The organism is Kitasatospora sp. CM 4170 (assembly GCF_032110285.1).
In the GTDB taxonomy this organism is placed as follows: Bacteria; Actinomycetota; Actinomycetes; order Streptomycetales; family Streptomycetaceae; genus Kitasatospora; species Kitasatospora aburaviensis.
Genome location: NZ_CP134877.1, coordinates 727,284 through 753,291, shown reverse-complemented (window position 1 = coordinate 753,291; position 26,008 = coordinate 727,284). Strand labels below are relative to the sequence as shown.

Genomic DNA, 26,008 nt, shown 5'->3' with positions numbered 1-26,008 from the left:
ACGACTAGCGGGCATGTGCGGTGTGTCGGCCCGTCAGGGCGGTGCGCGCGCCGTTCGAATGGGGCCGGCGGCCCGTCCCACGGCCGCCGTGTCCCCCATCGGAGGTACCCCTCGTGCGACGCACCCCCACCCGGCTCGCCCGCCGGCTCACCGCCCCCCTCTTCGCCGGTCCCGTCCTCGCCGCCGCGCTCTCGCTGGCCGGGGTGGCGGCCGCCACCCCGGCCGGGCACCCGGTCCTGGCGCTGCGCCCGCTCCCCGTCCCCGACACCCGCTACTGCGCGGCGGTCGTCGGCCACGTGCCCGGCGCCGACGGTCGCTCCCCACTGCTGGGCCACGGCTGCTCGACCGACTCCCGGGTGCACGTGCCCGCCGGCCCGGAGGGCGGGCCCGAATCCCGGGAGGCCGACCGCTGACCGCCCCTCACGGAGTACCGGGGCGCGGCCCGCGGCGGCGCCCCGGCGTCCCGGTGATGCGCGACACGGCGACGCGCGGTGGCCTTCCGGCGCCTTGGCTCAGCGAAGCTTCCCGCACGCCGTGGCCAGCGCGAGCGCGCTGAGCGTGAAGGAGTCGGTGACCTGTCCGAGCGTGAGCATGTCCTGGAGCTCGTCCGGGCTCACCGCTCGGACAGCGTCGATGCCCTCCTGCCTCGCTCCCTTTGAAGGTTCGGTTCTGAACTCGTCCTCGTCGAGACGGGCGAGGTACAGCTCGGTCCGGGTCGCCGCCATGCCCGCGTCGGCCTCCATCGCGCCAAGTCGGAGGACCTCTGCTACCGGGCAGCCCAGCTCCTCCTCCGCCTCGCGCCGGGCCGTGGCGTCTCCCTCTTCCCCCGGTTCGCCGAACCCGCGCGGAATCTCCCAGTGCCACTGGCGGTCGGCATGGCGGAAGTGGCGCACCAGCACGACCCGGCCGTCGTGCAGCACCGGTAGGACTGCGGCTCCGACCCCGTCTCCCGTGGGGCAGACGCGGACGTAGGCGCCGGACACGCCCGACGGGAAGAGTACGGCGTCGCGGACGACCGTGACGTAGCGGTCCTGGTAGACGACACCGATGTCGCCGAACTCCTCCGGCAGCCCCTGGACGAGGGCCAGTTCGGCCGCCGCGTCGGCGACCTCGTTCTGCGCGGCGGGGTCCAGCAGGATGCGAAACGGCGCGTCTTCGGGATTCTCGAACAGGTGGGGCCGTTCGGCCGCCAGCTTCTGATAGGCGGCCAGACGTTCCGCCCGGCGCTGAGAAACGTCCACGATCGGTCCTCTCCGGTGGGCCCTGGGGTGGTGTCGCGGATCTCCGCTGGAGAATCTACTGGGCCGAGCCGGCCGGTGTTCGGTCGGCCGGCCACGGGCGGGCGGATCCCGCTCGGCTTTCGGCCGTGCCCGCGCCCTGCACGGCGGGAACCCTGCTCAGTCGCAACTCCGAGGAGCAGTAAGGCGTGTAGGCCAACCCCGTGACGTTGCCCTTGGCGAGCAGGTCGAGCCGCATGCGGCGGATCGCCTCGCCCACGTCCACACCGTCGGGGTCGGCGAAATGGCCGATGAAGAGCTCGGCCGCCTCCGCGGCGACGTTCTGGTTGATCATTATCTCGGTGCCGATCACTCCGGCGCTGCCCGCCCGGCTGAAGGCGTCGACGAACGACACCAGCGCCTCCGGTGAGATCTCGGCGGTGTGGCAGCCGTTGATGATGACCAGTGGTGCAGTCACGGACCAGTGCTCTGGCTGATTCACCCACAGGTGATCGTTCCAGACGGTGATCTGATTAGTGCTGATCTCCTCGTCCACGCCGATCTCGACGACGGGTCCGACGTGCGGGGAGTGTCGCGAGCCGCGCAGGCCGTGGCACAGGAAGTAGACGAGCTGCAGGTCCCGTCGGGCAAGTGCATGACCCAGGTCACCGGCCGAACTGCAGGACTGGACGGTGAAGCCCGGGAGCCGGTCGGCGACACGGTTGAGATGGGCCGTGATGGCCGGGACGTCCAGCCGCTTGCTGAGGGTGTGCCCGACCACCAGGTCGGCGGTGTCGCCGTACGGGATCTCCAAGCGCAGCGAGGGGCGAGAGAGTGCCGAAGGCGGTACTTCGATCACATACCTGAATCCCCAGAAGCCGTACGGGCACAGGGTGTCGAGCCGGTGCTCCGCGCGGTGCGGACAGGCGTACGGATACCCGCCCTCGATGACGTCCCGCTGCCAGTGGTCGAGTACCGGGCAGGGCTTGTACCAGTGGGCGGCATCGGCACCGGTGTCGGGATGGGGGCGGGGGTCGTTCAGGGGCAGGTCGTAGACTCCGGCCCAGGGGAAGACGTACGCGGAGTTCTGGACCCGGGCGACCTGTATGGTGCGCGGCTGGTCGGTGGGGGCCGGGAGCCCGGGTTCGACCATGCCTCGTAGGGCGTGGTACAGCGTCCGCCCAAGAAGCGCGAGGTGGGTCAGGTGGGCACGGTAGTCCTGTTGCCCATCGGGGTTGCCAGGGTCGTCGGCGCTCTGCTGCTGGGATATGACTGCAAGGTGAGCGTCCCACAGGGCTTCTCGGAAGTCTCGCATGGCACCTCCTAGTTGGGCTTCACCCGTGAAGACGCTGAGCTCCCCGGTGGAGTCCGTTCCCCAGCGGATCCAGAAGGTGCCGTCAGGGGCACCGGTCACGACGCTGAGCTCGCGAGGGCTTCTGGTGCCGACGTCGTTGAAGTCCGCGGAATCGGCGTAGTCCTCCGTTCCGTACAGAGCCGCAGCGGGCCACGCCCGCATCGCGTCGGTACCGGTTTCCACGGAGATCTGGAACGACTGCAGGAGGTGACCCCGGTGGTGGATCGCCACCCGCAGTCGGCCCGTCCCCGGCGTGTGCGCCGATCGCAGACCCAGCAACACGTAGGAGGTCCGTTCGAACTGGTGGCACCGGTGCTGGCTGCTGCCGGGCGGACACCGGCAGGCCCAGGCCGCGCCGTGCCGGGGAAGGAAGAGCGCGGCCGGGGCCCGGTCGACCTGGAGGTCGCTGCTGGCGGCCGTCACGTCGAGCCAGTGCCCGTCGGCGCTCGGCAGGAGCAGGGCGGACGGGAACGGGGCCGGACGGTCGATCAGCGAGCCCGCTTCCGCGGGGCCGATGCCGACACGGACGGCGTACCGGGTGGCCGGTCGGAGCGGACGGTACCGGTCGACGGGGGCGGCGGGTTCGTGGGGCAGGACGATGTGGGCGTTGACGTACCTTGCCGGCTCGGCCACCGGCTCGGTGGCGGACATGGGCACCTGTCGCGCGGCCGCGTCCGCAGGGCTGGGGGGAGTCGGCTGCGCCTCGGTTCCGGGATGGTCGGCAGGAATGCCGCCCGGCGGGCCGGTCCACCAGTCGCTCTGCGGAGTCTGCCAGCCCGCGTCCCCGGTGTGGTGCGTGATGACGGACTCCACCGCCTCCTGGCACAGCTCGGCGACGGCGAGCGGGTCGGCGGTCGCGAACGCGTGGTCCAGGGCGGGCCCTGCCGGATGTGCGGCGGCCGTCTCGGCGCTCGCGGACGGCCAGGGGAGTCGAGCGGTCAGGGACAGGGCCCGAAGGTGGCCGTCCCAGGGATCGGCGGCTGCGCGGTCCGCGATGGACCGCAGGTGCCGGCGCTGCTCCTCGTCGAGGTACGGGGCGGCCCGCGTCGCGAGCGCCGCCGCGTACCAGTCGGCTTCCTCCCGCAGCGCGGCCTCGACGAGATCGAGCGCCTGCCGCGCACGTTCGTGGCGAAGGCCGCTTCGCGGGTCGAGGTAGGGGAGGAGGTAGGCGGCCTCACTGGCGCTCAGTGCACCGGGCTGCTCCGCCCGCCCGGTCAACAGGTCCGCCAGGAGGGTGAGGTTGGCCAGGGGCGGGATGTCGGGGGGCGCTGCCTCGGCGAGCGAGTGCAGCCGGCCCCAGGCGCTGTCGAGGGGAACGTCGCTCGCCGGCCGTGGCGTGCGGTCGGCACCGGAAGCGGCGGGAGCGTGCAGACCTCCTGGGCCGGCGCGGCCGCCCAGTGCGCGGTAGACGAGCGTCTCCGGCGGTTCACGTTGCACGTCCGATCTGGTCGCGGGACCGGCAGCGAGCCGACCGGCGAGCGGGGGCAGCGCCGCGACCAACGCGTCGAGCTGTCCGGGGTCGCGGATCCGTCTGGCCAGCACCTCGGCGACGGCCTCGGCGATCGGTGGCCACCCCGGGTCCACAGTGGCGGCCAGGCCTGCTGCGGCCTGCGCGATCCGCGGCAGATCTGCCGGGTCGGCCCACCGGGCAAGCCAGGGGAGCAGGGTGGGCTCGGGCGCTGCCGGTCTCGGCGGTGGGAACAGGAGGTCGGAGAGAACCCTCGCACTCATGGCGCTTCCTGCCTCTCTTCGAAGGGGAGGTCAGCCGCCCACCGATGCCGCCAGCCCGGAGAGGTGTTCTCCGACGGCCAGCGCATCGGCCCGGACCTCGGGCGCGAGGTCCTCGATCTGGAGCAGCTGTCCGTAGTCGTTCGCCCCGTGCTGCGCCCCCACGACCAGGCTCTCGTCGCCCCCGCGCAGCGTGCCCGGAAGGTTGGTCCGCAGAGTGTTCACATGCGCAGCCCAGGCGTCGCGCAGCTGGTTGTCGACCCGGCCGGTCGTGCGCGGCTGGTCCTGCTGCCGCTGAGCGGCCTGGGCGCGGCGTGCTTCCGCTTGGTCGAGGAGGCTGTTCAACCGGTCGCAGCTGTCCTGCCACGCCTGCCACCGCTCACGGTCGGCGACCAGGGCCCAGTACGTCGTGAACAGCTGGCGCAGCGCGGTCACCGGTAGACCCGGAAGCGTCTCGGCAGCGGTGAAGACTCCGGAAATGGTCCGGTCGGCGGGGTCGACGTGCCCAGGGCGGTGCCCCGAGAGCCCCTGGCTCTCACGACAGCTCCGGATGACTCCCAGAGCCAGAGCGTTCATCTGCTTGAGGTGTTCACGGGCATCGGCCCGTGGCACGGAGGACATGTAGCCGTCCTGGGCGCCGGCCGACTCGGCGAGCACGGCGTTGTAGAGCGTGTCCACGAACTCGCGGGTCCCCTCATGGGGCCTCAGATCCTCGGGGGTGGAGTGTGCCACGAGGGCGTGCGCCCAGCTCCGGCTGCCGAGATTGACGTGCTCTCGCCGGCTATTGATCTCGTCGCGGATCGCCGTCGCGAGGTCAAGGGGACAGTCCAGTCGCCGGGCGGCCCCTTCCAGCTCCTCCTGCTCCAGGCGGGCGAAGTGGTCCAGGTAGTCGGCCAGTTGGATCGTCGGCTTGCTGGCGGCGAAGCCGGCGTCCGGTGTGCGGCTGTACTCCGCGAGCCGAGCCAGGGTCTCGAAGCGCTCGGCCAGGCCCTCGTACTCCTTTGTCAGCCAGGCGGGCGCCGTCGGCGGCTGGTGCGGGTTGTCGCCCGCGCTGTCGAGGGAGTCGGCCAGCTCCCTCCGCCGATCGACCTCGTCGTCGATCGGCGACCAGCCTGAGAGACGGAAGTGCCGATTGGGATCGACCTGCCGAAGCTGTCCGGCGAAGGCGGAGAGCAGGCTGTCGGCGCCGAACCAAGTGACGATGAACGGACGAGCCTGCCCGAGGCGTTCCCGAGCCTCGTGGTCCGTGGTCCGCCTGACGGTTTCATCGCGGGTGGTCAGCACGGCGTCGACAAGCTCCAGAACGCTCACCGAGTCCGAGCCGTAGGTGTTGTTGACCGCGAGGGAGCGGCCGAGCAGCAGGTACAGCAGTGCTTCCGTCTGGGCCTGCGCCCGGTTGGGGTGGTGTACGTCGTCGTTGGAGGTTGCTCTGGTGGAGTCGAAGGACTCCAGGAAGACCGTTCTGCGGCACATGGTGAGACTCCTCGGAATGGGTCAGGGGAGCGGCTCAGCCTGGAGGGGCCCTGGGAACAGCACCAGGTCCGAGCCGACCCCCACGTAGAGCATCGGTACGGCCGCCGCACCGGGCTGTCCGGTCAGGACGTAGCGGTGCAGGGCCTCGGCGAAGGCGAGATCGACCGGTGTGCCCTCAAGGACCAATGCGGTGAAGTCCTCGACCAGGGGTTGGACGGTGTGGCTGTAGACCTGCGATCGCATGGCGACCACGCACGGCACACCGAGGCGGACCAGGAGTCGGCCGAGCGCCCCCGAGTGGCAGCCGACGAGCACCACCAGGCGCGGGCCGGCGGCAGCCACATAGTTCGCGACCACATGGGTGGACAACTCGTGGTCGGGGTCGGAGAACTGCACCCGGTCCGGCGCGCAGTGTGCCCACAGTTGCAGCAGGTCCGCCGGTCTGCGCAGGGCCACCGCGAGATCCGTCTCCGTTTCCACGGTGCAGGGCGTCGGTGTGGACAGCCGGACGTAACCTCGCCTGGTCCGGCGCTGGATCAGGTCGTACGCCTCGTCGACGCTCTCCAGCAGGTCGCGGCCGTCGGGCCCGGTGCGGTCCGTTCCGCGGACGACGAGCAGGACGGGCCGCCGGGCCGGGGCGGGCCGCGCGGCGTGCGGGGTGGTCCGGTCCGGCGCCACCGTCCGGACGATCGTCACGGGAGGACGGTTGAACCACCCCAGTGGAGCGTTCGCGGCGTGCAGTAACTCCCAGGGCAGGTCGTCGGCCGCGCTGTCGGTGTCCAGCTCGATCCGCACCGGGCGGTCCGGGAGCGAGCCCCGCGCGGTGTCCACAGCCAGGTCCACGCCCGCCTGCCACAGCAGTTCACCCGCGCGGCCGGCGTCGAACACCGCCTTGGAGAGGTCGTCGATGCTCTGAGCCTGGGTGCGCAGGCCGGGGTAGTCGCTGGTTGAGAGGACGATCCTGCCGCCGTCCGGAATGCTGAGGCCGTACCCCTCGTACCCCTCGTGCCCCTCGTCGGCGGCGGTGATCCGCATCCGGATCATCCCCGTGCCGCAGACCTCCGGGTCCGCCACGTCGTAGCCGAGTACGCGGGCGCCGGCGGCGGCCACGATCCGCCGGTCGGCCACCGCGAGCTGCGCCGCCCAGGGCGCTGCCGGCTCGTGGGGTCCGCCGGACCCGAGTCGGATGCCCCGGTCGGGATCCGCGAGTGCGTATCGGTGGTCGTCGTACACCGCCACCGGCCAGGCCCCGGCCGGCAGCGTGGCCACCGGATCGCTCGCGCGTCCGATCCGGAACACCTTCACGGAGCCGCCCGGCTTGTGCACCAGCGGACCGGCCGTGCCGAACCCGAGCAGCCTGGAGCCGACCTCCTGCTGGCCGAAGTACGTCGTGCCGCCCGTGGCGGCCCGGACCAGGATCTTGCCGCCGTCATCGATTGCGGCCATGGTCCCGTCGTTCGCGAAGCGGATGTCGGCCACCGTGCTTGCCAACTCCAGCCTCGACTGCTCCTGCCCGTGGCGCATGACGACGACGCTCGCCGCCTCGGCGCGGGCATACAGCCCACCCCGTTGGGCTACGGCGGGACACAAGGTGCTGCTCAGACGCTCGGCTGCGGCGGCGGGGGCATGCGGATCCCACCGGTACGCGCCGTAGTGGCCGGCGATCAGCCAGCCCGCCCCGTGCGGCACCAGCTGGTACACCGGGCCGGCGGGCGACAGGGTGGTCTCGGCGATCACGGTCCCGCGCCCGTCGTAGGCGCGCACCCGACCGTGGGCTGTTCCCACAGCCGCCAGACCCCGGTGGGCGGCTGCCACCGCGGTGACGGTGTCCTGCCCGGTCAGGGCCGTCGGCCGGCCGATGGTCGTCATCTCACTTCCCGCGCGGGCCAAGTCCCACTGGACCACCTCGACACCGCAGGTCGTGATCAGATGGCGCGAACCAAGTACGGCGATGTGCTCGAAGGCGTCGTCGCCCGTCAACCGGTCCACGGTGTCAGGCCGGTCCCCGTCCCCCGAGGTACGGGGCTCGGTGATCAGCACGGAGTCCAGGCTCGCCGAGGCGAGTCGGCCGTCGGGCAGCCACGCCACCGCGCGGACGGCCGGATGTGGCCGGGGCGGGCCTTCGCATCCCTGCACCAGGACCTCTCCGCCCGCCGTCACGACTGCCAGCCGCTCTCCGGCCTGGTCCCAGGCGGCCGCGGTGATTCTGCTGGCAGGGGGGAGGGGCAGTTGTGGGTTCTCGGCCTGCCCGGCACCGGGCCGCCCGACCGCCCAGGTCGCCGATGAGCCGTCGGCCCACACGGCATGAAGCGCCGTGTCCTCTCGGAAGGCCACGGCGACGACGCGGCCGCCGGCCCGGCCAGGTGGCCGCAGGTCGTCCCAGGAATCGGCGCCGCTGCGGTACAGGAAAACCCGTCCCAACTCGTCCCCACAGCCGATCCAGCCCCGAGGCCCGATCGCCGCGGCCGTGATTGCGGCCAGCGGCTCCAGCGGGGGAGGCGCGGTCATACCCAGCGCGGTGAAGGTGGCATGCGGACCTCCGGCGAAGATCTGCTCCCCGAGGACCGCCAGCGCTCGCACCGGACCGTTCGGCAACCGCGCGACCGTCGTCAGGCCCTCGTCGGGCGCCCAGCGCTCGACGGCTCCGGACGCGGTGCCGAGCATTGCCGCCCGCTCGGCGCCCACCGCGGTGGTGACCGATGCCGTGGCCCGTCCGTCCCGGCGGAACCGTCCGTCGCGGGAACGCGAGGACCAGCGCAGACGGAGGAAGGGGGATCCGAGCGCGTACAGCCAAGCCACGGCCCACCGCTCGACTTCCGGCATCCGCCACTCCACGGCGACTTCCAGCACGGTCTGTGCAAAGGCCACTGTCCTGCAGTCTCCGACGACAGGCTTGACCCCAACCCGTGTCCTGGCGTGGCGCAGAGCGAGGAGCAGGTCTCTGCGTCCCCTGTCGGTGGGTGGGGATTCACCGAGTCCGGTGATGAACCGCTCCACGTCGAAGTCGGCTTGCTGCTCGCTCCAGGGGACGGGTAAGCCCTCGCCTCGATCGATTGCCATCCGAGCTCCTGAGACTGGTCGTCCCTGCGGTTGACGGCGCGGGTCTTCGACCAAGGGGCGTGCGGTTCCCCGGCAGGCCCCTCCTGGGGAAGAGCCGACGGGCAGGCCGACCCGGCTCGTGCAGTCCCGATCGGGTGGCAAATCTCGACCCCACTTCGGGAGGCCTCGGCGGCCTGTCGGCGCGAAGGGTCGGTCCGGGTGCATCGTGGCCAGGTCTGCCGTTGTGCTCCTTGGCGAGGACGGTCAGCCATGGCGGGCAAGCCCACCGGGCCACCCGGGCCGCTGTCCCGAGCGTCGATTTCAGCTGCCTCTTGGGGCGCTAGGCGCGCAAGAGGGATGCTGACCCGACACAGGGTCAGGCGTTCCCGCACCGTATGGCGGCGTCTCTCTGATCTGTAGGAACCAGTCTACTGAGCTGCCCCCTGGGCCTCCAGACTCTGATGGTCGCCGTCCGGGATAAGACCCGGGCGCGGTGGCGGAGCGTTGTCGGCACGCGCGGTCCCGGCGGGCCGAAGGCCTCGGGGCGACAGTGAACCCGACCCGGGCGGCCCCGCCCGGCGCCTGGTACTCCGGGGCCGTCGGCAGCCAGCCGATGGCCCCGGGCGGTGGTGGCGGCGCCGCTGCGTCCGTCGTGCCTGCTCGGGGCGCGGTGTCGTGGGGTGCCGGGGGTCGCGCGGATCAGTAGGACTGGAGCTCGATCAGGCGGCCGTCGGGGTCGCGGAGGTGGGCGCTGCGCAGGTTCGGTCCCCACTCGGGGCGGTCGGTGGCGACGACGGCGAGCGTGCCGCCGTGGCGCAGGCAGAGGGTGAGCGCCTCGTCGACGTCGTCGACGCGGAAGACCAGCATGGTCGCGTCCTGGACCGGCGGCGCCTCGGCCGGGAGCCCGGAGGTGCCGATGGTGAAGGCCATCAAGCCGCGGTCGTAGAGCGAGAGGAGGGCCTGGTCGGCGACGTCCCAGTTGGCGTACGGGCCCGCGGACGAGCCTTTGACCAGGACGGCGCCCGTCAGCGGCGGCAGGACGGCCTCGTAGAAGTCGAAGCACTCGGCGAAGTGCGAGACGAGCAGGCGGTTGTACAGGGCGTCCACGGCGGGCTCCTGGGATCGGCGGCCAATATTAGTGGGTCGCCACCCACTATAGGGTTGGACCATAGACTTCTGCCATGACCTCCGAGACTCGCGATAACGCCGAGAAAGCCGGCGGCGCCGGAACTGCTGGGACTGCTCGAACCGCTGGAGCCGTCAGGGGTGCCGGTGGGGCCGGTGCCGTGTCCGGTGCCGCCGGCTCGGCCGTGTCCGGCGCCGACGAGCGGGCGACCCCGCCCACGCTGCTCGACCTCAGCACCTACCTCCTCTCCCGGACCGGCAAGGCGGCCCGCGGCCGGCTCGCCGAGCGTCTGGCCGGCCGGGGGCTGCGACTCTGGGACATGGCCGTGCTCGCCGCGCTCGCCGACTTCGGCCCGCACGCCCAGCGCGACCTGGTCCGGCGGCTCGGCGTGGACGCCAGCGACATGGCCAAGGTCGCCGACCACCTCGCCTCCGCCGGCTACGTCGAGCGGATCCGCGACACCGCCGACCGCCGGCGTGTCTCGGTCAGCATCACCGAGGCCGGCCGGGCCGCCCTGGCCGAGCTGGACGCGGAGGCCCGCGCCGTCCAGGACGAGGTGCTCGCGCCGCTCACCCCGGAGGAGCGCCTGACCCTCCACGAGCTGCTGCGCCGCGTCCACGGAGGCCTGCCGGGGGCGCCCTGACGGCGGGTCGGCCTTCTTCCGGCGCCCGCCCGTTGCTCCGGTCCGTCGGCTGCCGTCCGGCCCGTGGTCGGGTCGGCGGGGCCGGCCGGGTCGGCTAGGCGGGCCGGGCGAGCGGCAGGGGGCGCCGACCGCCGGCGAACTCGGGTGCCCAGCGGGGGTCGTCGAGCACGTCCGAGAGCCGGGCGACGAGCGTGCCGGTGCGCTCCGCGTGGATCATGGCGCCGCCGCCCGCGTAGACGCCGACGTGGTGCAGCGGGGCGTCCGGGCGGGAGAAGAAGAGCAGGTCGCCGGGGAGCAGGTCGCGAGCGGCGACCGGGGCCGAGCGGTGGTACTGCGCGACGGTGTAGTGGGCGAGGTCCACGGCCCCGCCGCTGGCCCGGTACCAGCAGAACAGTGCGAGGCCGCTGCAGTCGAAGCCGACGGTGTTCTCGCCGAGGCACTGGCCGTTGAGGTAGCCGTTCTCCTCGTCGCAGAACCCGATGCTCGCGCCCAGCCGGTCTCCTCCGCCCCAGGCGTAGGGCACGCCGATCTGGGCGGCGGCGACGGTGGCGGCCTGGCGCCCCCAGGCTGCGACCGCCTCCGGTGCGGGTGCGGGAGTGTCGGGTGCGGGCGCGCCCGGGGCGCCGGGCGTCGAGGGCGTGGCGGCGGACGCAGGAGTGGCGCCCAGGGCCGGCGTGGCGCCGGCGCCCAGGGCCAGTCCGGCCAGTCCGAACCCCAGCAGCCGGCGGCGGCCGACACTCCGGCCCGATGGCGAGCAGCGCATGGCGAACCCCCTGGTAGCGGTGGACCACCAGGATCCCGGGGCGGTGCCGGGGGCCGCCATCACCCGCACCGGTGAACCCGCAGTGCCGTCCCCCAAGTGCCGTACGGCGGGCGCCGGTAAATGGGTTGACGGGTGATCACGGGGCGCCAACGATGAGGCGAAAACACCCGTTCGACCCCTCCGGAGCCCCAGATGAGCAGTGCCGTTCGGCTGATCCGCAACCACCGGCTCACCCAGGCCGTCGACTACGCGTACGGCGCGGCCGTGGACGCACCGGTCCGCTCGCTCTGGCTGGCCGGCGCCTGCCCGCTCGACGCCGAGGGGCGGACGGTGGCGGTCGGCGACCACGCCGGGCAGGCCCACCAGGTCATGCGGAACCTGATAGCCGTCCTGGAGGACGAGGGTGCCGCGCTGACCGACCTCGTCCGGACCACCGTGTACGTGGCCTCCTCCGACCAGGCCGACCTGGTGAAGGTCTGGGAGGTCTACCGCTCGTACCTGGGGAGCCACGACGTCCCGAGCACCCTGCTCGGAGTCTCGGTGCTCGGGTACAACGACCAGCTCGTCGAGGTGGAGGCGGTCGCGGTGCTGCCGTGAGTCCGTTGTGCCGGGCCGGGTCGCGCGGTTGTGCGTTTGTGGGGCGCGGTGCGTCCTGGCCCGAGCCGGGCCGGGTGTGCCGACGGGCGCTTCCCGGGCCCGGCGCGGGCGGCGGTGGCGGGTGGCGGCCTCAGTCGGCGGCGAGGAGGTCGTCCAGCTGCTCGAAGCCCTCGACCACGCCGCGTTCCATGCCGCTGGCGATGAACGCGTCGCGGGCCTCGACGGTGTCCAGCAACGAGAGCGTGGAGAGTCGGGTGCGTCCGGCGCCGATCGGCTCGAAGAGCACGGTCTCCAGCTGGACGCCGTCCGGCACGCCCTCGTAGGTGAAGGTCTGCACGAGCCGGCTGCTGGGCCGGAGTTCGTGGAACGAGCCGTAGAAGGAGGCGACCACCTTGCCCTCGGACAGGGCCGAGTAGCGGTAGCTGCCGCCCGTGCGGGCGTCCCAGACGTCGATCTTCATCTCGATGTCCTTGGGGCCCAGCCACTGGCTGACCAGCTCGGGCTCGATCCAGGCCCGGTACACCCGCTCCGGCGGGGCGTCGAACTCGCGGACGATGCGGATCGTGGGCAGCTGGGGGTCGGCTTCGATCCGGGTCTCGTTGGCGTGCGTGGAGGTCATAACGGTACTCCTTAGCTCTGTCCGCTCTGTTCGGGGCGGTCTGACTGCTCCGGGTGGTCGGGGTGCTCCGGGGTGTCGCCGGGCTCGTCGTCCATCGTGGCGAGCACGGCGTCCAGGCGGCGGAACCGCTCCTCGGCCTGCTGCCGGTAGCGCTCGATCCAGGTTGTCATCAGGTCGAGCATGCGGGGTTCCAGGTGGCACGGGCGTCGCTGCGCGTCACGGCTTCGGCTCACCAGTCCGGCCTCCTCCAGCACCTTGAGGTGTTTGGAGACGGCCTGCATCGACATCGCGTACGACTCGGCCAGCTCACCGACGGTGGCGTCGCGCACCGAGAGGCGGGCGACGATGTCGCGCCGCGTCGGGTCGGCAAGGGCGACGAACGCCCGGGAGAGCTGGTCGACGGCCATCGTGCACCCCTACCCTTTCGCAACCGTTTGGTTGAGAACAACGCTACGCCCCTCCGCCGGCGTATTCAACCAAGAGGTTGAGAACGGGATGCCCCGGTCGCGTCCCCGGCCGCAGCCGCGATCGGGGACGCAGCCGCGGCCGCGGCCCGGGTGTCGGGGAGGAGGGGCGGTGGGCGGTCAGCCCTTGGCTGCGGCGCGCCGGGCGAGGATCGCCGCCCGTCGTTCGTCGAACCGGGCCGCCTGGACGGTCAGGGCGTCGAGCAGCAGTCCCAACTGCTCCTGTGCCTTGAGTCCGTCCGGCCCCAGCCCGCCGATCGCCGTCACCTTGAGGTGGCGCAGGACGGGCAGCAGTACATCGTCGAGGTGGACGCGGAGGTTGTACACGCCGTCGACGGCGATCCGCGCGGCGGCGCGCTCGAAGCCGGGCATGCCGTGGCCCGGCATGCGGAAGTTCGTCACCACTTCGTTGACGGCCTGCATCGCCTGGTCGGGGGCGAGTTCGAACGCGGCCGCGAGCAGGTTCCGGTAGAAGATCATGTGCAGGTTCTCGTCATTGGCGACCTGCGCCAGCATCCGGTCGCAGACCGGATCGCCCGAGGCGTGCCCCGTGTTGCGGTGCGAGATGCGGGTGGCCAGCTCCTGGAAGGCGACGTACGCGACCGTGTGGAGCGGGGAGTGCCGGTTGTCCGAGACGAAGCCGTTGCGCATGTGGGTCATGCGGGCGCGTTCCAGCTCCACCGGGTCGACGGCGCGGGAGGCGATGAGGTAGTCGCGCAGGACCATGGAGTGCCGGGCCTCCTCGCTGGTCCACTGGTGCACCCAGGTGCCCCAGGCCCCGTCGCGGCCGAACAGGGTCGCGATCTCGTGGTGATAGCTGGGCAGGTTGTCCTCGGTCAGCAGGTTCACCACGAGCGAGACCCGGCCGACCTCGGTCAGTGGCGACTGCTCGGCCGACCAGGGCTCGCCGCCGAGCAGTCCGTCGAAGTCCCGCCCCCGGCTCCAGGGTACGTACTCGTGGGGCATCCACTCCTTGAAGACCCGCAGGTGGCGGTCGAGCTCGCGTTCGACCACCTCCTCCAGGGCCTGCAGCAGTCGGGCGTCGGTCCACCGGGTGCGGGCGGAGGTGTTGCTCACGGGTTCAACTCTCGATCGACGGGCAACCTACGGTTCCGTAGGTAGCGTCACCGTAGGTCGGCCGCGCCGGTGGCGTCTGGGGTCCTTGGGCCCCATTCGCAGCGAAGGACTGGGGGCGAAGGGCGGGGTTCGTCCGCGCTCGGCTGTCGGCGGAAGATCGCCGGGAATCCTTGACCCCATGGGTGGTCTGTGCCAATCGAGAGGGTGTTGCGGAGGCGCGTGCGGATGACCGCCCGTCAGTCGCACAAGGCCGCCACCTGCGCCTTCATCGGCCCCTCGTCCGGCGAGAGCCGTCCTTCGCCCTCCAGTTGCAGCAGCACCGTCGACACGAACGACTTGGTGTTGCTGGCGATCCGGAACCGGTGGTCCGGACGGGCCGGCTCGCCGCTCGCCGTGTCCGCGACCCCGGCCGCGGGGAGGAACCCCGACACCGCCACCGCGCACATGCCGGCCGCCCACAGCGCCGTGATCCCCGTACGTGCGCTCATCGATCCCCCCTGCTCCTGGTGTCCGTCCCGTGCGTCAGCAGCGTGCCGGGCGGCCGTGCCGCTCGTCGATCATGCTGGCACCCGGGTTGATTCGGGGGCTGGCCTTATCCTCGATCCTCACCAACGTGGCGCCCTGCCGCCCGTCCGCCATCCGGATGCCCCGTTCGCCGCTGCCCGCAGTGGTTCAGACCAATGCGTGGGCGCCGGATCCCAGGGCCCGACCCCGCGCGGGCCAGGGGGATCCACACGTCGGCCGCCCGGCGCCCGGCGCCCGGCCCCGGCCGCCGGCGCCGCGGCGGGTGGGGGATCATGGGCGTGTGACGCGCATCCTGACCCGCAGTGACCTGGAGGCCGTGCTGGACCCGGCCGCCTGCGTGGCCGCCCTGACGGACGGCTTCCGCAGCGCCGACACGTGGTCGGCGACCGGGCAGCGGGTCCGGGCGGACCTGCCCTTCCCCGGCACGGCCACGGCCCTGATCCCCGGGCTGCTGCCCGGCGCAGAGAGCTACACGGTGAAGGTGAACGCCAAGTTCCCCGGCGCCCGCCCCGCGCTGCGCGGCGTGATCTGTCTGCACGACGGCCGCGACGGGGAGCTCCTCGCGCTCCTGGACTCGGCCACCGTGACAGCGTGGCGCACCGGCCTGGCGGCAGCCGTGGGGACGCACGCCCTCGCGGCGGCCGACCCGGACGGGGAGGCGGTGCTGGGTGTGATCGGCGCGGGCGCGCAGGCGGAGCTGATGGTGCGTGGGCTCCGTAGCCTGCGGACCTTCCGCGGCCTCGTGGTGCACGACACCGATCCGGCGCGGAGCGCCGTGTTCGCCGCCCGGCACGGCGGGCGGGCCGTCGGCTCCGCCGCGGAGGCCGCCGCTGCCGCGGACGTCCTGCTGCTGGCCACCTGGTCGCGGGAGCCCCTGCTGCACCTCGCCGACACCCGGCCCGGCCAGCACCTGACGTCGCTGGGCGCCGACGAGCCCGGCAAACAGGAGCTCTCGGTCGACCTGCTCGCCGCTTCGCTCCTCGTGGTCGACGACCGGGAGTTGGCGGCGGCCGCCGGGGCGCTCGCGACCGCCGGCCTGCCCGCCTCAGCCGCTGCCGCCACTCTCGGCGAGGTCCTCCGCGGTGAGCACCCGGGCCGCCCGGACGGCGCGGCGCGAACCGTCTACGCCCCGGTCGGGCTGCCCTGGCAGGACCTCGCCCTCGCCCGCCTCGCCCACCGGCGGGCCGAGGAACGCGGCATCGGGGCGAGGATCGACCTGCTCTGCTGATACGCCGCCTCGCTCCCGCGTGCGCCGCTTCCCCTCCCGCCTTCGCAGCCTCCCCTCCCGCCGCCCGGCGGCGGGAGGGGAGGCTGCGAAGGCGTCGTCCCGGGCGGCTCAGACGTACCGGAGGTCGATGACCTCGTAGGCGGCGTTGCCGGTGTCGGCGGTCTCGCAGACGGCCAGCAGGACGTGGTGGCCCGCGCTGCGGACCGGCAGCTCCACCGCGTGCGTGACGGACCCCTCGGGGACGAGCTCCCGGGTGGCCAGCCAGTAGGGCTGGCGGGTGTTCTCGACCCGGTGCACCGGATCGGGCTCGAACTGGTCCCGGCTGAGCGGGAGCGACGGGTCCCAGCCCGAGCGGGTGAGGAAGTAGTTCCACCGCCGGACGGCGCCCGACACGTCGTTCCACACCACGTCCAGGCGCTGCCCGGCGCGGACGTCGGTCTTCGTCCAGTCGCTCCCGGGTCGGTCGAGCCGGGCGGCGGAGGGGTCCCCGGTGCTGGCGATCGCCCCGTCGGCGGGCGGCGACTGGTTGATGACGTCGTCGGGTGCGACCGCGTCGCGCAGCCCCCGCTCGGTCGCGGGGAAGAACTTGCCCGCCTTGAGGGCGCCCGTCCGGGCAGGGTCGAGGTGGCGGGCGGCCCGGGAAGGCGGCACGGTGACCTGGGCGATGCGTACGGACATCCGGATCTCCTCGTCTCGTGGCGCCCGGCCCGCGCCGGGCGTGCCGGGGTCGGCTTTCCGCCCCCGCCCGCGGGGAAACTCTCCGTGCGCACATTTGACCGAACGCGATCAAATCCGGTCCGAATTCGGCGGTACCCGCACGACGGGGTGACCGGATCGGCACCCCGCCTGCCCGGATGCCGCTTCCGCCGTCCGCCTCCGCGCCCCGGTTCGAATGTCAGTGCGGCGCGACATGATGGGCTCATGAAGGACGCAGCCACCTCGGCCTCCCCCGCTGCCCTGGCGTCTCCGGACGCCTACGTCGACGCCGTCGCGACGGCCGTCCGGGCCGCCGCGGCGTACTACGCCGACGGTTCCACCCCGCTCGGCGACGACGAGTACGACGCCCTGGTGCGCGCCATCGAGGCGTACGAGACCGAGCACCCGAACGAGGTGCTGCCGGACTCGCCGACCGGCAAGGTGGCCGGCGGCGCGGCGGTCGGCGACGTGCCGCACTCGGTGCCGATGCTCTCGCTCGACAACGTCTTCTCCGTCGAGGAGCTGGAGTCCTGGGCCGCCGGGCTGGAGCGCCGGCTCGGCCGGCCGGTCACCGCCTGGTGCGTGGAGCCCAAGCTGGACGGCCTCGCCGTCGCCGCCCGCTACCAGGCCGGCCGCCTCACCCGGGTGCTGACCCGGGGCGACGGCCTGGCCGGCGAGGACATCACCCACGCCGCCGACGCCGTGCTCGGCCTGCCCGAGCGGCTCGCCGAGCCGGTCGACATCGAGCTGCGCGGTGAGGTCCTGCTCACCCAGGAGCAGTTCGACCACGCCAACGCCGTCCGCACCGCGCACGGCGCCACCCCGTTCGCCCACCCGCGCAGCGGCGCCGCCGGCACCCTGCGGGCCAAGGACCGGCCCTACCGCGTCGAGCTCACCTTCTTCGCCTACGGCGCGGTCGGCCTGCCCGGCACCGACCACGGCGACCTCGACCACGGCGACCTGCTCGCCCGGCTCGCCGAGCTCGGCGCCAACACCGCGGCCAGCACGGCCGCCGACCCGCGCCGCTGCGCCACACTGGCGGAGGTCGCGCAGCGGATCGAGGAGATCGCCGCCCTGCGCGCCGCGCTGCCGTTCGGCATCGACGGGGTCGTGGTCAAGGCGGACGCGGTGGCCGACCAGCAGGAGGCCGGCTCCGGATCGCGCGCCCCGCGCTGGGCGGTGGCCCGCAAGCTCCAGGCGCAGCACAAGGTCACCCGGCTGCTCGGCGTCGAGTGGAACGTCGGCCGGACGGGCATCATCGCGCCCCGCGCCGTCCTGGAGCCGGTGGTCATCGACGGCGTCACCGTCACCTACGCCACCCTGCACAACCCGGCCGACATCGAGCGGCGCGGCCTGATGATCGGCGACCAGGTGTTCGTCTACCGCGCCGGGGACGTCATCCCCCGGGTGGAGGCGCCGCTGGTGGACGAGCGCACCGGGGCCGAGCAGCCGATCGAGTTCCCGGCGGCCTGCCCGCGCTGCGGCGACGCCATCGACACCTCGGAGCAGCGCTGGCGCTGCGTGCGCGGCCGGGGCTGCCAGGCGGTCGCCTCGATCATCTACGCCGCCGGGCGGGACCAGCTGGACATCGAGGGGCTCGGCGGCACCCGGGCCGTCCAGCTCGTCGAGGCCGGGCTGGTCGCCGACCTCGCCGACCTCTTCACCCTCACCAAGGAGCAGCTCCTCACCCTGGAGCGGATGGGCGACACCAGCGCCGACAACCTGCTCGCCGCCATCGGGACGGCCCGCTCCCAGCCGCTCAACCGGGTCTTCTGCGCGCTCGGCATCCGCGGCACCGGGCGGACGATGTCGCGCCGGATCGCCGCGTACTTCGGCAGCATGGCGGCGATCCGGGCCGCCGACGCCGAGGCGCTGGCCGGGGTGGACGGCATCGGGACGGAGAAGGCTGCCGTCATCGTCACCGAACTGGTGGACGTGGCGGGCCTGTTGGACAGGCTCGCGGCCCAGGGCGTGGGCACGGCCGTCACCGCGCCGGCCGGAGCCGCCGTGGCCGGAGCCGCCGTGGCCGCCGGCGCGGCCGCGGAGGAGGGTGAGCAGGGCGCGGAGCCGGCGGCCGGTCCGCTGACGGGCGAGAGCGTCGTCGTCACCGGCGCCATGACGGGCCCGCTGGCCGACCTCTCCCGCAACGGCGTGAACGAGCTGATCGAGCGCGCCGGCGGCAAGGCCTCCTCCTCGGTCTCCAAGCGGACGACGCTGCTGGTCGCGGGCGAGAAGGCCGGCTCCAAGCGCGCCAAGGCCGAGGAGCTGGGCATCCGCATCGTCACCCCGGACGAGTTCGCCGCCCTGGTCGCCGACCACCTGGCCCAGGGCTGACCGACGGCCGCGCGGAGCCTGCGGTGCGATATGGTGGGCGGGCCGAATGTGATCGTGATCCAGGGGGAGGTGAGACCCATCAACCGTGTGTCGGAACGGGTGCTCCCCGGGAACGGCCGTGATGGCGTGGCGCCGCAGCTGTAGTGGTGCCGGGCCGGTTCGGTGACGGCCCTTCGGGGGAGCCCGGGCGGATGGCTCCGCCCGTTCACTTCCTTGGGATTCATCCTTGTCTGTCTTCTCCTCCTCCCTGCTGCGTTCGTCGGTGGCCTCCCGGCTGCGGGCGGCCGGGTGCGTCTTCGCCGAGGACGAGGCGCGCATCCTGCTCGCCGCCGCGGCCACGCCCGCCGAACTCGCGGCGATGGTCCGCTCCCGCGCGGACGGGCGTCCGCTGGAACACGTCGTCGGCTGGGCCGAGTTCGGCGGTCTGCGGATCGCCGTCGACCCGGGGGTCTTCGTGCCCCGGCGCCGCAGTGAGTTCCTGGTCCGTACGGCGGCCGGGCTGACGCCCGGGGGCGCCCTGGTCGTCGATCTCTGCTGCGGCAGCGGCGCGTTGGCCGCCGCGCTGGCGGCGGAGGTCGGCCGCCCGGTCGAGGTGTACGCGTCGGACGTCGACGCCGCGGCCGTCGACTGCGCCCGTCGCAACCTGGCCGGCATCGGCGGCCGGGTCCTCCGGGGCGACCTGTTCGCGGAACTGCCCGCCGAACTGCGCGGCCGGGTGGACGTGCTGCTGGCCAACGTCCCGTACGTGCCCACGGCCGACATCGCGCTGCTCCCGGCCGAGGCCCGGCTGCACGAGGCGCTGCCCGCGCTCGACGGCGGCGCGGACGGCCTGGACGTGCTGCGCCGGGTGGCCGGCGAGGCACCGCAGTGGCTGGCGCCGGGCGGATCGCTGCTGTTCGAGACCAGCGAGCGCCAGGCGCCCGAGGCGCTCGCCGTCGTGGCCGCGGCCGGGTTGGACGCGGCCGTGTCCTCGTGCGAGGACCTCGACGCGACCGTGGTGACGGCGACCCTGCGGTGACGCCGCGGTGCTCCCGGGCCGACCGCGGGAAGCGGTGGCCCGGGGGCACCCCCGGCCGTCGGCAACTCCCGCGGCCGGGGCGCAAACCCGGTTGCCGTGCCAGTCGGCGGCGTGGTGGAGTACGCGGAATGGATATTGATCATGAGAAGCTGCTCGCCCTCCTCGACGCCCGGATGCGCCGGGGCGCCGGGGCCGAGACCCCTGCCGCCCGGATCGAACAGGGAGCCGGGGTGGTGCGCCAGAGCGGCCCGGAGAGCGTCTGGAACGGCGTGCTCTGGTCGGACCTCGACGCCGGCACCGCCGACGGCGTGATCGCCGAGCAGGTGCGCCACTACACGGAGCTCGGCCAGGACTTCGAGTGGACGCTCTACGCCCACGACCGTCCGGCCGACCTCGCCGACCGCCTCGTCGCCGCGGGCTTCACCCCGGACGAGCCGGAGACCCTGATGGTCGCCGAAGTGGCCGACCTCGTCCGCCGGACGGACGGCACCGGGGCGCCGGGGATCGAGCTGCGCGAGGTCACCGACGAGGCCGGGGTGGCCCAGGTGGTCGCGGTGCACGAGCAGGCGTTCGGCAGGGACGGCACCCGGCTGGGCCGCCGCATCCTGGCCCAGCTGGCCGAGAGCCCGGACACCTTCAAGGTCCACCTGGCCGTCGCCCACGAGGACGGCCGCGAGATCCCGGTGAGCGCGGCCCGGCTGGAGCTGTACCCCGGTACGGGTTTCGTCGGCCTCTGGGGCGGCGGGACGCTGGCCGGTTGGCGCGGCCGCGGCATCTACCGTGCCCTGGTCGCCCACCGGGCCCGGATCGCCGCCGAACTCGGCTACAAGTACCTGAGGGTGGACGCGTCCGACCAGAGCCGCCCGATCCTGGAGCGGCTGGGCTTCGCCGCCCTCACCACCATGACGCCCTACCACTACGACCTTTTCCGGGCGGACCGCTGACGGCGGCCGCCCCGCTCGCCCGCCGCCCCCGGCCGAGGACGGGCCGCCCTGGGGCGACGTGACGTCGTCGCCGAGGGCCCGAGCCTGCTGCCCGCGCCGGTGATGCTGGACTGGCCCTGCCACGGAGGGGCCGTGGCCAGCACTCATAGACTCCGAGCTATGGAAGAGATCTTCGAGCTGGGGCCGATCACGTGCCCGTCAGGTGACCTGGTGATCATCGACGGGGGCTACCTCGGTGTGTGGAGCGCGGACGGCTCTCCGGCCGGGGTCGACCCCGAGCAGCTGGGCATCGATGATCCGACCGTGGCCGACGACATCCGCCACGCGGTGGACTTCGAGGTGGTCGGCCCCGACGCCGAGGCCGCCGCCAGGTCCTTCGACCGACAGCCGGGGCCGGTGCTGTACGACGTCCCGGCGTCCGAGGTCACGGAGCTGGCGCGGCTCTTCGAGAGTCACTGCCGTGAGCACGGGCTGGACGCCCGGCTGCGGGCCTGCGCCGACCGGGTGTCCCATCGCGAGCGCGCCCGCCGGTGTGGTGCGGCGGGCGGGGGCAGCTTCCTGGCCTTCGGCGTTCCCGTCGTGGCGCTCGGCGGCCTGCCCCGTGATCGGCCGCTTCCCGTGCTGGCGTCCCGTGTCGATCACGGCGACGACGACGGAACGGGATGGGCGGAGATCCGGGTGCGAGTCGCCGATGCGCCGGTGGCGAGGTCGGTTCCGCTGGGGGAGATCGGCGTGGACTGGGCCCGGGTGGCGTTCGGCGACGCCGACGCCCTGGGCGCCTGGGAGCACGACGAGCCGCTGGACGGCCTGGCCGATGTGGCCTTCTGGGGCCGGGCGGAGGAGGAGGTGGCGCAGGAGTTCGGCGCTCCTCGGCTCGGCGAGTCCGGCGAGGAGCAGGTCTACGGCTGGACCGGCCTGGAGGTCGAGGAGGCGGTGGAGAAGGCCGAGGCGCTGTTGACCTGGCAGGCTGCGAACCCCCGCCGCGGCCTGATGGTCGACTTTCGACCGCACTCCCATCATTGGCAGGCGATGCGAGAGGTGCGGTCCTCGGCCCAGGAGGCCGGGACGGTCGAGGTGGGCGGCGCCCGTGTGTTGTTCGCGATGACCGGTTGGGGCGATGGATGGTTCCCCGTCTTCGCCGATCTCGACGAGATCGGCGGCCTGGTGGCAGTGCGCCTCTCCTTCGACGTCGAGGACGCCGGCTGAGGGGTCGCCTTCGAGGCGGCGGGAAAGGCCCGGCCGGCCCGGTGACCGCGCGTCACCGGGCCGGCCGGGCCGGGGTGGAGCAGCGCCGACGACCTAGAACAGCGGGAGCCGCCGGGTGAAGGCGTCGGAGGCGCCGTTGGTGTCCTGCGCGACCAGCGTGCCGTCCTCCGAGGTGAACAGCGCGGTGCTGCCGAGCGCGTCGATGAACGGGAGGTAGGAGGAGCCCGCCGTCTGCGCCCCGTCCGAGGAGACGCTGACCCGCTCGGTGCGGCCCGTCCAGAGGTCGTGGCGGAAGACGTCCTCCACCTGGTTCGTGTCGTCGGCCACCAGGTTGTCGGCGGACGACGTGAAGTAGACCCAGCGGTTGCCGGCCGCCATCACGGCGTCGTAGGAGGAGCCGGTCAGCGCGGCGCCGCCGGGACCGGTGCCGATCGGGCGGACGGTGCCCTGGCGCAGATCGCGGACGAAGACCTGGAAGTGCCGGCCGGGGCTGCCCCCCGGCTGCGCCGGGTCCGTGACGGGCAGCGAGAACAGTGCGTAGTGCGCGTCCGGGCTGAGCGAGCCGCCGGCGGCGCCGTGCAGCACGCCGTCCGTGCCGATGCTCCCGCCGCTGGTCCGTCCGGTCCGCAGGTCGTGGAGGTAGAACGGGTACTGGCGCGGCTTGAGGATGTTGGCGCGTGCACCGGTCGACGCACCGGCGTCCGGCCCGGCGTCCGGCGCGGAGGCCGACCGGCCGGCCCCGGACGGCACACCCGGGCGGTGGTCCGGGACGGCGTCCTCGGCGGCGGCCTCCGCGGCGGTCGGCTGCGCGAAGGCCGGGGCGTCGGCCTGCCGGCCTGCCGGCTGCGGGGCGAAGGCAGGCGTACCGCTTCCGTCCGGCGGGAGGAGGTTGGTCGCCTTGGAGATGAACCCGACCGTGCTGCCGTCCGCGCTGATCACCGGCTCGGCGGAGGGGCGGTCGGCCGCCGCGCCGTTCGCACCGACGGTGACCAGCCGGGTGGTGCCGTTCCACCGGTCGGTGACGAAGATGTTGGCGAGGCCGGCGGTGCCCCCGGGCACCAGGTCGGTCCGGGTGGAGGCGAAGGCGACGTAGCGGCCGTCCAGGCTCACCGACGGGCGGTAGGAGTTGCGGTCAGTCTGGTCCTTGCTCGGGTCCCCGGTGGTCAGCCGCTCGGTGCGGCCGGTCCAGCGGTCGCGGACGTAGACGTCCTCGGTGCCGTTGGTGTCCCCGGCGGCCAGCGCGGCGGTCGAGGTGAAGACGACGTAGCGGCCGTTGCCGCTGATCGCGCCGTCGTAGGAGCCGGAGGCGCCCTGGGAGCCGTCCTCGGCCAGGCTGATCCGCTCGATCCGGCCGGTCCAGGTGTCACGCACGAACACGTCGGTCTGGCCGTTGGTGTCGCCCGGCACCAGGTTGGTGGCGGTCGAGCTGAAGACGGCGTACCGGCCGTCGGCGCTCAGTCCGTTGGCCCAGGACGCGCCGTCGGGCTGCGCGCCGTCCTGGCCGGTGCTCACCCGGCTGGTGGACGTCCAGGGCGGTCCGGCCGGGCCGGCCGCGGCGGGCGCCGCCGTCCCGGCCAGCGCGGCCGCCACCAGCACGGCGACGGCTACGGCCGCCCGACGGTGCCCGGGCGCCCGGTCCCGGCCGGACCGCCCGGCCCCGGCGGTCGCCGCCGGCTCTGAAGCCACGCCATGAGCCGTGCCTGTCATGGCAGTCGGTGAAATCGTCACGGGTCCCCTCCATCGTTCGTGCCGTCGCCGCGTACGGATTCGCGCCGCGTCCGCGCGTCCCGCCCCCCGGCGGCCGGCTCCGGGGCGTGCTGCCCACGCCCCTGGGGCAGAGCCAACCTTCCGCCCTGCCCCGCAGTCAACGCCCGGCTTCGGAGAGTGACGACATCGCGCCAAGAATCCCGCCGCGCACGCCGGTCGGCCCCGGCGGCCGTCCGGCCGGCGGGAGGGGCGGGCCAGCAGGAGGGGCCGGGCGGCGGGAGGGGGTCGGGGCGGCCGGAGGGGGCGGGGCGGCGCACCCGCCGGGCGCGGGTCAGTCCAGATCGCGCACGGCGGCCAGCACGTCCAGACCGAGCGCGGGGTCCGCGTCCTCGGGCAGGCTGACCGAGATCCGGGTGGCCAGGCCGGCGTAGCGGCGGTGGATCTCCCGGGCGACCTCCTCGACCGTCCCCGCCACGGCGAAGGTGTCGAACACCCGGTCGTCGACCAGCGCGGCCATCTCCTCCCAGCGGCCGCGCACCGACAGCCGGTGCAGCTCCTCCTGGAGGTCCTCCCAGCCGTGCTGGGCGAGCACCGGCCGGTAGGCGGGGGTGGACGCGTAGAAGGCGAGGCGCTCGCGCACCTTGGCGAGGTTGGCCCGCAGCTCCTCCTCGGTGCGGCCGGTCGCGGTGAGCACGCTGCCGGCGATCTCGAAGGGACGGTCGGTCCAGGCGGCGCCCTCGGCCTCGGCCCGCCCGCGCGCCTCGGCCAGCCGCGGCAGCACCTGCTCGGTGAGGTAGGCGACCGAGGTGAACGGGTGGCTCAGGAAGCCGTCGGCCACCTCGCCGGCCGTGCGGACCATCAGCGGGCCGACCCCCGCCAGCAGGATCCGGGGCACGCCGGACGGGACCGGGTCGGGGGAGAAGACCGGGGTCATCACCGTGTGGGTGTAGAAGTCGCCGCGGAAGCGCAGCCGCTCGCCGGTCTGCCAGCTCTGCCAGATCGCGCGCACCGCGTGGACGTACTCGTGCATCCGTGCCGCCGGGCGGTCCCAGGGCATGCCGAACCGCTTCTCGATGTGCGGCTTCACCTGTGAGCCCAGGCCGATGACGGCCCGTCCGCCGGAGGCCGCGTGCAGGCCCCAGGCCTGGTAGGCGAGCGTCATCGGGGTCCGGGCGAGGGCGACGGCGACGCCGGTGGCCAGTTCGACGGCGCTGGTCCGGTCGGCGGCACGGGCGAGCTGCAGGAACGGGTCGTAGGCGGTCTCGGAGACCACCAGCCGGTCCATGCCGCGGTGTTCGGCCTGCTCGGCGGCGTCGAGGATGCCCGCCGGGTGTCCGGAGGCGATGGCGTCGAGGCGGAGGGCGGTGGTCGGACGGTCCAAGGTGTCGGCTCCTCGTGGGGTGGAACGGGTGCGCCCCAGCCTCCCACGCCGGGACGCGGCCCCCGCGCGGCCGCCGTCAGGCGCTGCCCGCTCCGTCGCCGCCCACTCCGCTGCTGCCGCCCGCCCCGTCGCTGCCCGCCCCGTCGCTGACCTTCCCGTCGATCGGTGCTGCGAGCAGCAGGCCGGCCCGGGCGGAGTGCGCGGCGACGGCCGCCGCGCGGTCCGCGACGGCCTCGGTCAACGGCTCGCCCGTGATGAACATGCGGTAGTAGAAGGCGCCGGACATGGTGCGGACGACCTCCAGCCGGCAGGTGCCGGGCGGGACCTCACCCCGCTCGATCGCGCGGTCCACCAGCTCGGCGGTGGTGGCGAGGCGCTGCTGGAAGAAGGCGCTGAGCGCCTCGCGCGCCTCGGGGTGGTGGACGGCGGTGGCGACGATCGCGCGGAACATCGTCATCTCGGGCTCGGCCCGCATCAGTTCCAGCAGCCGCCGGGCGACCAGTCGCAGGTCCTCGTCGAGCGAGCCGGTGTCCGGCAGCGGCACCCGGGTGGTGGAGAGGTCGGCGAGCAGGTCGACGACCAGGCCGGGGAGGTCGCGCCACCGGGTGTAGACGGTGGTCTTGGCGACGCCCGCGCGCCGGGCGACCTTCTCGACCGTGACCTGGGCGAAGCCGGTCTCGACCAGCTCCTCCCGTACGGCCGCGAGCACCGCGGTCCGGGTCCGGGCGGTCCGGCCGCCGGGCCGCCGGGTGCCCGGCCGGTCGTCCGTGGAACCGGGCGAGGGACCATCGGCGGTTCCCTCGGACGGCTCTTCCGGGGCCTGAGACAAACTGAACTCCTGTTGTGTTTGGGGCCTGAGCCCTGCCATT

The 26,008-nt window shown here is 73.6% G+C and carries 22 protein-coding genes; 8 read left to right on the top strand and 14 right to left on the bottom strand.

All coding sequences use genetic code 11. The features are described from left to right. The first annotated feature begins 113 nt into the window (after window positions 1–113). On the top strand, window positions 114–413 hold the full coding sequence (locus tag RMN57_RS03370; RefSeq protein ID WP_313761845.1) for a hypothetical protein: 300 nt from the start codon (window positions 114–116) through the stop codon (window positions 411–413). Between the two features lie 99 nt (window positions 414–512). Here the strand turns inward: RMN57_RS03370 and RMN57_RS03365 are convergent, their stop codons facing one another. The 5 genes from RMN57_RS03365 to RMN57_RS03345 all read right to left on the bottom strand — a co-directional run bounded on the left by RMN57_RS03365 (window position 513) and on the right by RMN57_RS03345 (window position 9,918). Beyond that, the gene (locus RMN57_RS03365) at window positions 513–1,241 is read right to left on the bottom strand and encodes an NUDIX hydrolase (RefSeq protein ID WP_313761844.1); all 729 of its coding nucleotides are present in this window, start codon (window positions 1,239–1,241) and stop codon (window positions 513–515) included. A gap of 55 nt (window positions 1,242–1,296) precedes the next feature. Next, a complete protein-coding gene (locus RMN57_RS03360; protein ID WP_313761843.1) occupies window positions 1,297–4,302 on the bottom strand; it encodes a CHAT domain-containing protein in 3,006 nt (1,001 codons plus the stop codon). A gap of 30 nt (window positions 4,303–4,332) precedes the next feature. Beyond that, window positions 4,333–5,772 carry a hypothetical protein gene (locus tag RMN57_RS03355; protein ID WP_313761842.1) on the bottom strand — a complete coding sequence of 480 codons (1,440 nt, stop codon included), beginning with the start codon at window positions 5,770–5,772 and terminating at the stop codon, window positions 4,333–4,335. 21 nt (window positions 5,773–5,793) lie between these two features. After that, complete coding sequence (locus RMN57_RS03350) at window positions 5,794–8,640, bottom strand: CHAT domain-containing protein (protein ID WP_313761841.1); 2,847 nt, start codon at window positions 8,638–8,640, stop codon at window positions 5,794–5,796. An 870-nt stretch (window positions 8,641–9,510) separates the two neighbouring features. After that, window positions 9,511–9,918: a glyoxalase/bleomycin resistance/extradiol dioxygenase family protein gene (locus RMN57_RS03345; RefSeq protein WP_313761840.1), complete on the bottom strand. Its 408-nt coding sequence runs from the start codon at window positions 9,916–9,918 to the stop codon at window positions 9,511–9,513. Between the two features lie 179 nt (window positions 9,919–10,097). Between RMN57_RS03345 and RMN57_RS03340 the strand changes: the two genes are divergently transcribed. After that, the gene (locus tag RMN57_RS03340; protein WP_313761839.1) at window positions 10,098–10,580 is read left to right on the top strand and encodes a MarR family transcriptional regulator; all 483 of its coding nucleotides are present in this window, start codon (window positions 10,098–10,100) and stop codon (window positions 10,578–10,580) included. Between the two features lie 94 nt (window positions 10,581–10,674). On the opposite strand, the gene RMN57_RS03335 is transcribed toward RMN57_RS03340, so the two are convergent. Beyond that, window positions 10,675–11,343: an NlpC/P60 family protein gene (locus RMN57_RS03335; RefSeq protein WP_313761838.1), complete on the bottom strand. Its 669-nt coding sequence runs from the start codon at window positions 11,341–11,343 to the stop codon at window positions 10,675–10,677. 192 nt (window positions 11,344–11,535) lie between these two features. On the opposite strand from RMN57_RS03335, the gene RMN57_RS03330 reads away from it, so the two are divergent. Then, complete coding sequence (locus RMN57_RS03330; protein WP_313761837.1) at window positions 11,536–11,940, top strand: RidA family protein; 405 nt, start codon at window positions 11,536–11,538, stop codon at window positions 11,938–11,940. A gap of 130 nt (window positions 11,941–12,070) precedes the next feature. Here the strand turns inward: RMN57_RS03330 and RMN57_RS03325 are convergent, their stop codons facing one another. The 4 genes from RMN57_RS03325 to RMN57_RS03310 form a co-directional block, all read right to left on the bottom strand. Next, the gene (locus tag RMN57_RS03325; RefSeq protein ID WP_313761836.1) at window positions 12,071–12,559 is read right to left on the bottom strand and encodes an SRPBCC family protein; all 489 of its coding nucleotides are present in this window, start codon (window positions 12,557–12,559) and stop codon (window positions 12,071–12,073) included. A gap of 11 nt (window positions 12,560–12,570) precedes the next feature. Beyond that, a complete protein-coding gene (locus RMN57_RS03320) occupies window positions 12,571–12,966 on the bottom strand; it encodes a metalloregulator ArsR/SmtB family transcription factor (RefSeq protein ID WP_313761835.1) in 396 nt (131 codons plus the stop codon). A gap of 177 nt (window positions 12,967–13,143) precedes the next feature. Then, window positions 13,144–14,100, bottom strand: a complete 957-nt coding sequence (locus RMN57_RS03315; protein WP_313761834.1) for an acyl-ACP desaturase — start codon at window positions 14,098–14,100, stop codon at window positions 13,144–13,146. A 236-nt stretch (window positions 14,101–14,336) separates the two neighbouring features. Beyond that, window positions 14,337–14,588, bottom strand: a complete 252-nt coding sequence (locus RMN57_RS03310; protein WP_380234897.1) for a serine hydrolase — start codon at window positions 14,586–14,588, stop codon at window positions 14,337–14,339. A 317-nt stretch (window positions 14,589–14,905) separates the two neighbouring features. On the opposite strand from RMN57_RS03310, the gene RMN57_RS03305 reads away from it, so the two are divergent. Then, a complete protein-coding gene (locus tag RMN57_RS03305) occupies window positions 14,906–15,853 on the top strand; it encodes an ornithine cyclodeaminase family protein (RefSeq protein WP_313761833.1) in 948 nt (315 codons plus the stop codon). Between the two features lie 108 nt (window positions 15,854–15,961). Here the strand turns inward: RMN57_RS03305 and RMN57_RS03300 are convergent, their stop codons facing one another. Next, window positions 15,962–16,531: a lytic polysaccharide monooxygenase gene (locus RMN57_RS03300; RefSeq protein ID WP_313761832.1), complete on the bottom strand. Its 570-nt coding sequence runs from the start codon at window positions 16,529–16,531 to the stop codon at window positions 15,962–15,964. A gap of 243 nt (window positions 16,532–16,774) precedes the next feature. Here RMN57_RS03300 and ligA point away from each other — a divergent pair, with 243 nt between their 5' ends. The 4 genes from ligA (at window position 16,775) to RMN57_RS03280 (ending at window position 22,051) form a co-directional block, all read left to right on the top strand. Next, window positions 16,775–18,883 (top strand): NAD-dependent DNA ligase LigA, encoded by a 2,109-nt coding sequence (gene ligA, locus RMN57_RS03295; protein ID WP_313761831.1) that lies wholly within the window; start codon window positions 16,775–16,777, stop codon window positions 18,881–18,883. A 226-nt stretch (window positions 18,884–19,109) separates the two neighbouring features. Then, window positions 19,110–19,901: a putative protein N(5)-glutamine methyltransferase gene (locus RMN57_RS03290; RefSeq protein ID WP_313761830.1), complete on the top strand. Its 792-nt coding sequence runs from the start codon at window positions 19,110–19,112 to the stop codon at window positions 19,899–19,901. Between the two features lie 134 nt (window positions 19,902–20,035). After that, a complete protein-coding gene (locus RMN57_RS03285; RefSeq protein ID WP_313767699.1) occupies window positions 20,036–20,845 on the top strand; it encodes a GNAT family N-acetyltransferase in 810 nt (269 codons plus the stop codon). A gap of 159 nt (window positions 20,846–21,004) precedes the next feature. Further along, window positions 21,005–22,051, top strand: coding sequence for a hypothetical protein (locus RMN57_RS03280; protein ID WP_313761829.1), 1,047 nt, complete (start codon window positions 21,005–21,007; stop codon window positions 22,049–22,051). Window positions 22,052–22,144: 93 nt separating this feature from the next. On the opposite strand, the gene RMN57_RS03275 is transcribed toward RMN57_RS03280, so the two are convergent. The 3 genes from RMN57_RS03275 to RMN57_RS03265 all read right to left on the bottom strand — a co-directional run bounded on the left by RMN57_RS03275 (window position 22,145) and on the right by RMN57_RS03265 (window position 25,968). Further along, complete coding sequence (locus tag RMN57_RS03275; protein ID WP_313761828.1) at window positions 22,145–23,737, bottom strand: hypothetical protein; 1,593 nt, start codon at window positions 23,735–23,737, stop codon at window positions 22,145–22,147. A gap of 352 nt (window positions 23,738–24,089) precedes the next feature. Next, the gene (locus RMN57_RS03270; RefSeq protein ID WP_313761827.1) at window positions 24,090–25,139 is read right to left on the bottom strand and encodes a TIGR03617 family F420-dependent LLM class oxidoreductase; all 1,050 of its coding nucleotides are present in this window, start codon (window positions 25,137–25,139) and stop codon (window positions 24,090–24,092) included. 76 nt (window positions 25,140–25,215) lie between these two features. After that, entirely contained in the window at window positions 25,216–25,968 is a 753-nt protein-coding gene (locus tag RMN57_RS03265) for a TetR/AcrR family transcriptional regulator (protein WP_313761826.1), read from the bottom strand. Window positions 25,969–26,008: the final 40 nt, after the last annotated feature.